Source organism: Myxococcus sp. CA056 (assembly GCF_013336715.1).
Taxonomy (GTDB): Bacteria; Myxococcota; Myxococcia; order Myxococcales; family Myxococcaceae; genus Myxococcus; species Myxococcus llanfairpwllgwyngyllgogerychwyrndrobwllllantysiliogogogochensis.
On the sequence record NZ_JABUMT010000021.1, the window covers coordinates 166,442 to 177,846 of the forward strand.

6 protein-coding genes are annotated in these 11,405 nt (G+C 66.0%); 5 read left to right on the forward strand and 1 reads right to left on the reverse strand.

What is annotated here, in order from left to right; all coding sequences use genetic code 11:
* Positions 1-72: 72 nt before the first annotated feature.
* Genes HUA76_RS42270 through HUA76_RS42280 form a run of 3 tightly spaced genes read left to right on the forward strand, consistent with a single transcriptional unit; the run spans position 73 to position 5,499 of the window.
* Positions 73-2,814 carry a right-handed parallel beta-helix repeat-containing protein gene (locus tag HUA76_RS42270; RefSeq protein ID WP_174464134.1) on the forward strand — a complete coding sequence of 914 codons (2,742 nt, stop codon included), beginning with the start codon at positions 73-75 and terminating at the stop codon, positions 2,812-2,814.
* A gap of 2 nt (positions 2,815-2,816) precedes the next feature.
* Positions 2,817-5,018, forward strand: coding sequence for a hypothetical protein (locus tag HUA76_RS42275; RefSeq protein ID WP_174464135.1), 2,202 nt, complete (start codon positions 2,817-2,819; stop codon positions 5,016-5,018).
* 49 nt (positions 5,019-5,067) lie between these two features.
* Entirely contained in the window at positions 5,068-5,499 is a 432-nt protein-coding gene (locus HUA76_RS42280) for a hypothetical protein (protein ID WP_174464136.1), read from the forward strand.
* Here HUA76_RS42280 and HUA76_RS42285 read toward each other — a convergent pair.
* Complete coding sequence (locus tag HUA76_RS42285; protein WP_174464137.1) at positions 5,487-6,383, reverse strand: hypothetical protein; 897 nt, start codon at positions 6,381-6,383, stop codon at positions 5,487-5,489. The two genes, HUA76_RS42280 and HUA76_RS42285, sit on opposite strands and share 13 nt — an antisense overlap.
* 428 nt (positions 6,384-6,811) lie before the next feature.
* On the opposite strand from HUA76_RS42285, the gene HUA76_RS42290 reads away from it, so the two are divergent.
* On the forward strand, positions 6,812-7,717 hold the full coding sequence (locus tag HUA76_RS42290; protein ID WP_174464138.1) for a LysR family transcriptional regulator: 906 nt from the start codon (positions 6,812-6,814) through the stop codon (positions 7,715-7,717).
* Positions 7,718-8,524: 807 nt separating this feature from the next.
* On the forward strand, positions 8,525-11,405 hold a 2,881-nt coding region (locus HUA76_RS42295), incomplete at its 3' end, for an amino acid adenylation domain-containing protein (protein WP_174464139.1).

The following is an 11,405-nucleotide window of genomic DNA, read 5'->3' on the forward strand; positions in this document are numbered from 1 at the left end:
CGACAGCGTGAAGTGTGTGAAGACGGGCCGGTCGAGTCGCGCCTCTCGCTGACTCTCCCCGAGGAGTTCTTCATGCACCGTGTCATGAGCTGGATGCTCATCCTGGCCGCCGTCTGCCTCGCAGCTCCCGCCCAGGCGCGCGACTGGTTCGTCCGCGCGGGCGCCACGGGAGGTGATGGCTCGCGGGAAAGGCCCTTCGCCGACCCCTGGATGGCGCTGGAGCGCCTGGAGGCGAACGACGCGGTCCACGTCGCCGCGGGGCGGTATTACGGCAAGCTGGAGCGTGGAAACTGGGAGCTCGTCTTCCCAGGAGTCCGGTTGCTCGGCGGCTATGACGCGGCCTTCCAGGAGCGCAACCCCTGGAAGAACCTCACCGAGCTCACCTGGCGCAAGGGCTCGCCAAACCGTCCGGATGTCTCGCTCGCCCGAGTCAGCACCAGCGCCCAGCGAGACACGGCGGGCGCGACCATCGATGGCTTCTTCATCGACATGCAGGACACCTATGACTACGTCGGCGAGGGCGGCAACTTCGACGCGAGCGCCCTCCACCGCAACGGCGCCGTGGACCTGGCCAGGGGCGGCGTCCTGCGCAACTGCATGATTGTCAATTCCCTCCACGCCGTGCGCACGTCGCCCGGAGCCGTGGTGGAGAACAACGTCATCGTCAACTCCATCTCCGCCGCCATCATCTCCAAGGGCGGCGGAGACCAGGACCCGCCCGTCACCCTCCGCAACAACACCATCGCGTTCATCTGGGCCACCAAGGCCATCGCCGAGGGCGGCACCGATGGCGCAGGCATCGACGTGACGAACAAGGCGCTCCTGGAGAACAACCTCGTCGTCCACTCCGACAACCACGGCGCCCAGGTGACGGTGCCCTCCAAGGTGACGCTCCAGGGCAACGCGTTCTGGAGGAACCTCTTCTCGAACGCCGCCTTCTACTTCGAGGGCAAGAAGTCCTCGCTCGATGACTCCGACATCGCGGACGCCGAGGACGTGGGCTTCGCGCGGGCGGGCGGCAACGTCGCCGTGGACCCGAAGCTCCCCTTCGAGCAGGCCTGGTACGAGCGGTTCACCCGCCGCGAGGGGCGCGGGAAGAAGTTCGACGCGAAGGCCTGGGAGGAGACGCGCACCGGCGCGGGCTTCCCCGCCACGGGCGAGCCCCTCACCCTCTTCGCGCCCGCCTATCCGCCGGGGGCCGTCCCCCAGCTCGTCTCTCCAGGCAATGCCTCACTCACGCAGGGAGCTCGCGCGAAGGGACTCAAGCTGACCTTCTCCACGGCCTCCTCGGCGGCGCCGGCCAAGGTCTACACACGGGTGAGTCTCACCAGCATCCAGGCGAACCCGAAGGGCCACGACGGCAAGGACGTGGAGGTCATCGTCGGAAGCCAGGGCGTGGCGAATCCGGACAACGGACCGGTGGGCACCTCGCGGGAGACCCACAAGGCCGTCTTCCTGGTCGACGAGAAGAACGAGGCGCGGGCCACGGGACTCTTCAGGAAGGGGACCGCCGCCGAGCGCGTCATCGACGCCATCCCCAACTACGGCTCGGGCCCGCCCAGGGACCTCTTCGTCGTGCGCGGCACCGCGAGAGCCCGCGAGGGCAATCCCCGGTACGCCCTCGTCATCGACTCGGTCGAGCCCTACGAGAAGGAGCTCGCCATGGCCGCCCGCCCAAAGGGACGGGACTGGTTCGTGCGTGCCGGCGCGACCGAGGGCGATGGCTCGCGCGAGCGGCCCTTCAAGGACCCCTTCCAGGCGTTGGAGCAGGCCCAGCGCGGAGACCGCATCCTGGTCTCGCAGGGCGAGTACGGCGGCAAGCTGAAGAGCGGCAAGTGGGTGGTGGACGGCAAGCAATACCTCACGCTGCTCGGGGGATGGGACCGGGACTTCCAGCGCAGGGACCCCTGGAATACCCCCACCCTCCTCCACTGGCCGTCCGACTCGAAGACGTCTCCGCAGGGGTACCTGCTGGAGGGCAATGGCGACCACACCGGGCTCATCGTGGATGGCTTCGTCTTGGATCGCCGCACGCTCAACCGGTATGACCCGGACGGCTTCCTGGACGTCAACCTCTCTCCCGACAGCGAGCACGTCTGGGTGTCCTCGCCGGAGACGGTGATTCGCAACTGCACCTTCGTCAATGGCGCGGGCGCCGCGGTCCGGATGAGCAACGCGGTGACGTTCGAGAACAACATCGTGGTGAACATGGTCTCCGACGGCATCCGCGTCACCGGAGGCTTCGGCACGCGGCCCGCGAGGATTCGCGACAACACCTTCCTGTTCATCTGGAACCGCAACCGCCCCCATGACGGCTCCAGCTCCACGGGCACCGGGGTCGCGCTGGGAGGCAACGCGCCCGCGGTGCTGGACGGGAATGTGTTCCAGTACATCGACAACTTCGCGGTGCGCTCCAGCGCCAATCCGGGAGAGGTGGTCCTGACGGACAACGCGTTCTTCCGCAACTGGGCCGCGTTCCGCTCCACGCAGGGGACACCACCGCCCACGGTGGACGAGAAGTCCATGCACCTGCTGGCGGACCTCCCCTTCAAGAAGCAGGCAGGCAACATCGTCGCCGACGGAGGATTCGACCTGGACCCCGCGCTCTACGCGAGCTGGTTCGCTCGAACCTCGAAGCAGACCAGCCGGTTCACCGCCGAGGAGTGGGAGCAGGTCTCACCGCCGTCTATCGGCGCGGAGCCGGCGAAGGCCGGGCTGGGCAAGGCGTTTGACTGGAAGGCGGCCGCGCAGCTGTTTCCGAAGAACGCCCAGGTGAAGGGCGCGCGGCCCAGGAAGCTGGAGACCGGGGGATGACCATGAAGAAGACACTGACCGCGGGGATGCTCGTACTGCTTGTCGCCCTGCCCGCCGGGGCGGATGAAATCGACGACAAGGTGCGCGCCGTTGAAGACAACCTCAGCCGCATCAAGGACAAGCTCGACGGCATTGTCTCCGACTCGAGTTCCAGCGACATCGACTCCGCGCTCGACACCCTGGGCAACGTCAGGAATGACGTGGAGCGACTCAGGTCGCTGAACCCGCCGAATGACCCGGGCAAGACGATGGCGAACTCCTACCTGGACTACATCTCGAAGTTCCGGGAGTCGGCGCAGTACCTGAAGCGGATGAAGGACGCGCAGGTGAAGGCGGACGAGTCCCGCCTCGCCGAGCGCTGTAACGAGGCCGAAAGGAACCTGAAATCCTTCATCCAGACGTTCGTCGACAAGAAGGACCCGACGGGGGTCTTCAAGATTCCAGATGAAGCCGAGAAGATTGGCCGCATCTACAACGACGAATACCGGAAGCACCAGGAGGTCCACGGCGAGCTGGACCGCTGGCGGAGTTATGCCCGGAACTTCTCCGAGTCACACAACCGCTGGTCGGACGTGAAGGGCGAACTTCAAGACGGCGTCAACGATATCTGGGACCGCTGGAATCGGCGGATGGAAGAGACGAAGTCGAAGTGCGTCGAGGTCGCGAAGGGCAAGGAGTTCGACGCGGCGAAGGACGCGATGTCGAAGCTCGGCAACTTCGGGCAGGTCCGCACGGTGATACGCAAGAAGCTCGATGAGCGATTGCAGACCATCGCCTCGAAGGTCAAGGACCTGGACTCCCGCAGCGGCGATGCGTCCTCGGAAATCTCCGAAGCGCTTCGCGCCGTGGAGGACGTGCTCGGCTTCCTGGGTGACCTGAAGGACATCCAGGGCGAGGACTCAGAGGCCCGCCAGCTCGTGGAACGCTGGCCGGCACCCACCAGGTCGCTGAAGGAAGCCATCGAGTCGATTCGCAGGCTGAAGTCCGAGCAGTACTTCCTCGAAGGAGACGTCCGAGCCTGCCGCGCGGACGAGGTCCGACTCCAGGAGACGATTCGTGAGCAGATCGGCAACAAGGACAACCACGCGCAAGGGGTCGTGAAGCTCAAGGAGATGTCCGACTCACTTGAACGGACGTGGACGGGCAAGAAGGCGGAGACCGACCGCCAGAAAGAGGCGATGGAGCGCCGCGTGGCGGCCACCAAGACCTTCTCCTTCACCGAGGGGAACTGGTCGAGCATCAAGAGCAACCTCGATGCCTCCGCCGACAAGATACTTGCCTACTGGAACACCCGGCGCTCGGAGATCTACGAGAAGGACCCGTGCAAGAACCTCGTCCTCGGAGAGAAGAACCCCGACGTCGCGCGCGCGGGGCAGGAGCTCAGCCGCTATGCGGTGGGCATCGCGGAGAACTACCGCGCACTCCGGAAGGACTTCCTGGAATGGGAGCGTGATGTCCTCGCGTTCCGGAAGACCGCGAAGCAGGACGCCGATGCCATCCGCGACGCCTTCTGCAAGGAGTACGACTGGGAGCAGAAGGTGAAGGAGATTTCGGACAGCTATGCGTCGACGCTCAACAGCCAGTGGGGTTCAATCACCGGGCGATATGACCGCATGTTGAAGGCCGTCGAGGTCCTCGTCGCGGAGAAGAAGGTCAAGTCCGCACCGAAGCTCCAGAGTGCGCTCAGCTCGAGGATGAAGAGCATCGAGAACATCAAGGAGGGCCAGTTGCTCGGCTCGAACAGCCCGAAGGTCCGGGCGCACATCCGATACGGACAGGAAGAGCACAAGCGCCGCCAGGCCTCGAGCTGTTCGGAGGGTTCGGAGATCTCCATCGAGGCCACGTACTGCGACAATCCGAACCCGCGTTACAAGGGCCGCGGGTGTCGGATTGACTGCATCCACCAATGCCAGGTCCTGGAGATCAAACCCGACAACATCGCCGAGATGGAGAAGGGCGACAAGCAAGGGGAAGAGTACACGAAGGCATTGCACAAGAAGTACAAGGCGCTCGGCGATGCCATGTTCAAGGAGTCCGGTTACGAGGAACTCGCGGACTGCGAGGACAGGACCAACAAGCGACTCAACCTCTCAAAACACTCCGTGGTGCCGTATCCGTTCTGTGCGGACCGGGACGGGAGCTTCTTCCCGATGCTGGGCGAGATGCCCACCGACCAGCCGCCCGAAAATCCGAACGACGGCTGAGCGCCACCCGCTCCAGACGTGAGGCTGCTACGGTCCTGAGTCACGGCGCATGACGGAGCATCCTCGAGAACTCGACCTGACGAAGCTTCCCCACCTCCGCTCGGAGGAGGTGAAGCTTCTCTGGGTCTCCGACTACTGGGATGGCCCCCTCGAGGGAATGGCCGAGTACCGCGGCGAGCGATGCTTCTATGTCGTCGCGGAGCCAGAGCTCATCGCCGCGCCCGACGAGACGCGGCGGTGGGTGCTGTACCGACTGACTCCGGAGCAGCTCAGGGAGGAGGAGCGGTGGCAGGCCCTCTTCGTTCTACACGTCGGTGCTCATTGGGACTTCACGGGGACGCCAGCGCCTGAAGGAGCGCATCCTCACCCAGAGCGGTTCTACGAGCCCTACCAGGCCGAGTACCGCCCTCCTCTGCTCGGTGCAGGGCAGGCGATGGGGTGGGTCGAGGACTTCGCCTCCTCAAGCGGTCAGTCGCAATAGTCGCCGCGCCGGTCGGTGGCGACGAGACGGGAGGGACCTTTTCCACCACAGGAGATGCGCAGAAGGTCTCCACGCTTGAAGCCGCGGTCCACCCCATCGTCGATGCTGGTGACGATGTTCGCGCGCTTGCCGTGTCCCCGCCCGACGGTGTTGTTGTGCAGGTCCATGCGCTTCTCGATCTTCGGATTCTTCGGCCGCATTTCGTGCGCATTGCCAAGCGCCTTCGCCCAGAGCTCTGAATGGTAGAACGTCAGCAGCCCCATCCAGTAGGCATGCTTGAACGCGTCTCCCTTTCCGTTGTGAAGCTTTCCGTAACCCTTCCCCTTGCGCTCAGCGACCTTGCCGAGGGCGAACGAACTCGCGCAGAAATCCGGAAAGGCAGCGCAGAGCCTCTTTTCCGCGGGCCCGAGCCCCAGTGTCTCGAATTCGCCTGATGCGGCTTCCTTTGGCGCCTCGGGCAGTCCTTCGAGCTTCTTCCCGAAACGTTGCGCGAACTCCGGAGTGGACTCCGGCGTCACGCCCTCCTTCCGGAGATCTTCGAGCGCCTCGAGCACCTTGTCGGGGTCGACCGAATCGATGCGTTTGGCCAGTGCATCCGCGGACGAAGCATCAAAGCCCTTGGGACGCGGGTGGTCCTTGATGAACTGGTCCGCATCCTTGGACAGTGCCTCGTCACTGACGTCGAGCGCCTCGACCTCGGCGACAATCTCGGGGGATGCCTCAATCTGCTCCGGCTCCTGCTCTTCCCCTTCAGGCGCTCCAGCGCTCGCATGGGCTGGCCTCAGGACGACCAGGCAGGCCAGTGACAGCAGGGGTAATCTTCTTTCCGAAAGCCTCTTCGCCGCTCGTGACATTTCGATTCCTCCTTCGCTGATGCCATGCATCAGGACTGAGGTAATCGCTCCCCTTGCGATGCCACAGAGGCGCACCGGCGTTCAGGCAGGACACCGCACGTCTTGGGCAGAAAATTCAGTCCGGTGCTCACAAGAGGCGCCATGCCAGTGCTTCTGACCGGGGGGAATCCAGACCACGTCGAGCGAGCCCCTGGCTCGAACGCGACCGACGCGCCCGGGGTGCGGGGCGGCGCCTTCGCGTGAAACAGCGGGTCGACGCGCACAGCCCCGGTGAAGTTCTCGGCGGGCCCCTGACGCGGGGCCTGCGAGCCACTCGAGCCGTGGGCCCGATGGGAATTTGGCAATGGGCCCTGAAGCTGCGATTGAAGATGGGCTGCTTTGACAGGACGCCTTCGCTGAACGGACACCGCCGCTCGGGGCGCCACGCGTGGCCCCTGTGACTCACACGGACACTCTTCATGAAGACGACGCTCCTCCCACAGCTTCAGGTTTTCCTCGTGGTGGCACGCCTGAAGAGCTTCAGCGCGGCGGCGCGCGAGCTCAGCGTCTCTCCGGCGGCCGTGAGCCAGTCCGTGCGCCAGCTCGAGGCGCAGCTTCGGGTGGTGCTCTTCGCCCGCACCACCCGCAGCATGTCCCTCACGGACGCGGGACGGCGGCTGCTGGAGGGGGCGGGACCCGGCATCGGCCAGGCGCTCGCGAGCCTCACGGAGGTGTCGGCGCAGCCCGGCGAGGCGGTGGGGCAGCTGAAGCTGACGGTACCGGAAGTCGCGGTGCCCTTCGTCATCACCCCGGTGCTGCCGACCTTCCGTGCGCGACACCCGCGAGTGGAGGTGGAGGTCGTCGCCGAAAACCGACTCGTGGACATCGTCGCGGAGGGCTACGACGCGGGCGTGCGGCTGCACGAGGCCATCGAGCGCGACATGGTGCAGATACGCCTCTCCCCTGCCTTCCGCTTCGTCGTGGTGGGTGCGCCTTCATATCTCGAGCGACACGGCACGCCGCAGCGCCCCGAGGACCTGCTGCGTCACGAGTGCTTCACCATCCGCATGCCCTCGAGCGGAGGGCTCTACGCCTGGGAGCTGGAGCGCGGGCGCAGGAACTGGCGGGTGCCGGTGCGAGGCGGCGTGCTCACCAATGACCGTGCACTGACGCTGGCCCTGGTGGAGCAGGGGCTGGGGCTGGCGTACGTCTTCGAGCCGGCGGTGAAGGAGCAACTGCGCACCGGCCGGCTCGTGCGCGTGCTCGAGGAGTACGCGCCCACCGTGCCCGGGTTCTTCCTCTACTTCCCCAGCAGGGCACAGCGCTCGGGGCCCCTGCGCCTCTTCATCGACGTGGCCAAGGAGCTCGCGGTGAAGACGGTGTGAGGATTGCCAGCAAAACCACCGACTACCTGCCGCGGCCTCCGGTCACTCGTCGTAGCGCCGGATGCGCCGCGGCAGGTGACGGGCATCGTATCGCTCATGTTGCTGTATTTGAGTTGCGAGAGCATCACTGGGTCTACTCACCAGAACTTCAGTGAAATGCAAACACGACACTGCTTTGGATAGGGGCGCATGAGAGGGCAACGCCCGACTCCCTCGCCCATGTCCGGGCCAGTGGAGATGCGCCCGTTCGCCACCCTCGCCAGCTTTTCGCGGAAACTCCCGCCCGCACCGGTGCAGCGCAGGATTCCTGGCAATAGGAAGCTTCCTCGTTCGAATCACTGAGCGTGCGTCCCACCTGGCAACGACGGCAGCCTCATCACCGCAGGTGGTGCTCTGGATGGCGCACAGTGAAGGGAATTCTCCCTGGAGCCCCAGCGATTCCCGCGTCCCCTTGCTCGCCTGGAAAATCCCACATGCTGAGATTCTGGTGCGTGCCCAATTTTGGAGAATCTCCAGGACAATGGGATTCTGCATGGAGCATGTCCGACCCCCTCGACACTCACTGCAGCCCGCCAGACAGACTGTGTCTCGTATTGCCGCGCGCCCCGCGCATACTTGAATACAACTGTTGATGTTTCACTGGTGGCTCGACCACCGGGTGCTGCAGCGAGGGCGTCAGCCATCCTTGGCGATGGCTTGATACATTTTGCCCGGCCCCTTCCATCCCCGTGACGACGCACCGACAGCCTGTCGGTCGGCAAATGCTCGCGCTTCCTGGCCCCCCAGGGCTGGCGCTCGGAGTCTGTAATGAGCAGTGGGAACAAGAACCTCGAGAAGCTCACCCCCAAGCAGCGCGCTCTGTACGAACTGCTTCTCAAGGAAAAGAAGGGACAGCTTCAGGACGCGACCACGAAGGCGGTGGAGCGGACCATCCCGCGCCGGGAGGACACCGGGCCCGCACCCGCTTCCTTCCCGCAGCAGAGACTGTGGGTGGTGGACCAGCTCGAGGGCGGTCGCGCCTTCGCCTACAACGTCCACATCACCGTCCAGTTCACCGGCGCGCTGGATGTCGCCCTGCTGGAACGCTGTGTGAACCAGGTGGTGCGGCGCCACGAGTCGCTGCGCACCGTGTTCGCCGCGCGCGAGGACGGCATCCCCGTCCAGGTGGTGCTGCCGGAGCTGCGCTTGCTCGTCCCGGTCGAGGACGTCTCGCACCTGTCGAAAGAGGAGCAGGACGCCGAGGTGGAGCGGCGCACCAGCGAGGAGTCCCAGCGTCTGTTCGACCTGGCGCGCGGGCCGCTCTTGCGCGGCAAGGTGCTGCGGCTGGGCCCCGACAACCACGTGGCCCTCGTCACCATGCACCACCTGGTAACGGACCGCTGGTCCCTGGGCGTCTTCGTCCGCGAGCTGATGGCCTTCTACGCCACAGGCGTCACCGGCCAGTCGCATGACCTGCCCGAGCCCGCCATCCAGTACTCCGACTTCGCCGTCTGGCAGCGCGAGCGCATGCAAGGCGAACGGCTGCGCACGGAGCTGGAGTTCTGGAAGCAGCACCTGCGCACACTGCCCGCGCCGCTGGAGCTGCCCACCGACAGGCCCCGCCCGCCCGAGCAGACCTACCGCGGCTCCCGCCAGTTCGTCACCCTGCCGGTGGCCCTGACGCGCGCCCTCAAGGAGATCAGCCAGCAGGAGGGGGCCACCCTCTTCATGACGCTGCTGGCCACGTTCCAGACGTTGATGCACCGACACTCGCGACAGTCGGACATCACCGTCGGCTCGCCCATCGCGGGTCGCAACGTGCCGGAGCTGGAGACGCTGATCGGCTTCTTCGTCAACACGCTGGTGCTGCGCAATGACCTGGGCGGCAACCCCACCTTCCGCGAGCTGCTGCGCCGCGCGAAGGAGGTGTGCATGGCCGCGTATGCGCACCAGGAGCTGCCCTTCGAGAAGCTGGTGGAGGAGCTGCAGCCCCCGCGTGACTTGAGCCGTCACCCGTTGTTCCAGGTGATGTTCAGCTTCCAGAACACCCCGCGCCAGGACCTGTCGATGCCGGGGTTGCAGTCCACCTATCTGCTGGTGGACCCGGGCTCGGCCAAGTTCGACCTGCTCCTGGAGCTGCGCGAGGACCGACCGGACGAAATCTTCGGCTGGCTCGAATACAACACCGACCTGTTCGACGTCGCGACCATCCAGCGGATGCGCGGGCACTTCTACTCGCTGCTCGGCGCGGTGGCGGAGAACCCGGACACGCGGCTGTCCGAGCTGCCCCTGCTCACCCAGGAGGAGCAACTCCAACTGCGCTCCGACTTCCAGGGCCAGCAGGACGACTTCCCACGCGACGTGTGCCTGCACTCACTCATCGAGGCCCAGGCTCGCCGCACTCCCGACGCGGAGGCACTGCGCTTCGAAGACTCTGCTCTTTCCTACGCGCAGCTCGACTCACGCTCCAACCAACTGGCGTGGCACCTGCGCTCCCTTGGCGCTCGCCCGGGTTCTCTCGTCGGCGTCTGCCTGGAGCGCTCGCTCGACCTCGTCGTCGCGCTGCTCGCCGTCCTCAAGTCCGGCGCCGCCTACGTCCCCCTGGACCCCGCGTATCCCCGCGAGCGCCTCGCCGGCATGCTCGAGGACGCGGACGCGCCCGTGCTCCTCACTCACGAGCACCTGAAGTCCGTCCTCCCCCAGCACGACTCTCGCGTGCTCTGCCTCGATTCACAGTGGGACGACGTCGCAGTCCACTCCCGCGACTCGCTGCCGCTCCTCGCCGGGCCCGACGCCCCCGCATACGTCATCTTCACCTCCGGCTCCACGGGCCGCCCCAAGGGCGCCATCAACTGCCATTCGGGCATCGTCAATCGCCTGCTGTGGATGCAGCAGCAGTACGGCCTGTCCCCTGACGACACCGTCCTTCAGAAGACTCCCTTCTCCTTCGATGTCTCCGTCTGGGAGTTCTTCTGGCCCCTCATGACGGGCGCGCGTCTCGTCCTCGCGAAGCCCGGTGGGCACCAGGACCCCGCCTACCTCGTTCGCCTCATCTCCGAGCAGCGCGTCTCCACGCTCCACTTCGTCCCCTCCATGCTCCGCGCTTTCTTGGAGGAGCCGGGTGTCGAGAAGCTCTCCGGACTTCGTCGCGTCGTGTGCAGTGGTGAGGCACTCCCCGCCGAGCTCGTCCGCCGCGCACACGCCCTCCTTCCCGCCTCCGCCGAGGTCCACAACCTCTACGGCCCCACCGAGGCCGCCGTCGACGTCTCCTTCTGGCACTGCGCTCGCGGCGACTCCCGACACTTCGTCCCCATCGGTCGCCCCGTCTCCAACACGCAGCTCCACGTCCTCGACTCCACCGGACTCCCTACTCCCGTCGGCGTGCCGGGCGAGCTCTTCATCGGCGGCGTCCAGGTCGGCCTCGGCTACCTCAGCCGTCCCGCTCTCACCGCCGAGCGATTCCTCCCCGACGCCTTCTCCGCCATTCCCGGCGCGCGCCTCTACCGCACCGGCGACGTCGCTCGCTGGCTGCCTGACGGCTCCCTCGAGTACCTCGGCCGCGCCGACTTCCAGGTCAAGCTTCGCGGCTTCCGCATCGAGCTGGGTGAAATCGAGGCCGCGCTCCTCGCCGCTCCCGGCGTCTCCGATGCCGTCGTCGTCCTTCGCGAGGATGCTTCCGCTCCCCGCCTCGTCGCCTATCTCGTCGCCT

Excerpts from the sequence above, each read along its gene's own strand:
- HUA76_RS42270 (WP_174464134.1), top strand. The coding sequence starts at position 73 with ATGCACCGTGTCATGAGCTGGATGCTCATCCTGGCCGCCGTCTGCCTC.
- HUA76_RS42275 (WP_174464135.1), top strand. The coding sequence starts at position 2,817 with ATGAAGAAGACACTGACCGCGGGGATGCTCGTACTGCTTGTCGCCCTG.
- HUA76_RS42280 (WP_174464136.1), top strand. The coding sequence starts at position 5,068 with ATGACGGAGCATCCTCGAGAACTCGACCTGACGAAGCTTCCCCACCTC.
- HUA76_RS42285 (WP_174464137.1), bottom strand. The coding sequence starts at position 6,383 with ATGCATGGCATCAGCGAAGGAGGAATCGAAATGTCACGAGCGGCGAAG.
- HUA76_RS42290 (WP_174464138.1), top strand. The coding sequence starts at position 6,812 with ATGAAGACGACGCTCCTCCCACAGCTTCAGGTTTTCCTCGTGGTGGCA.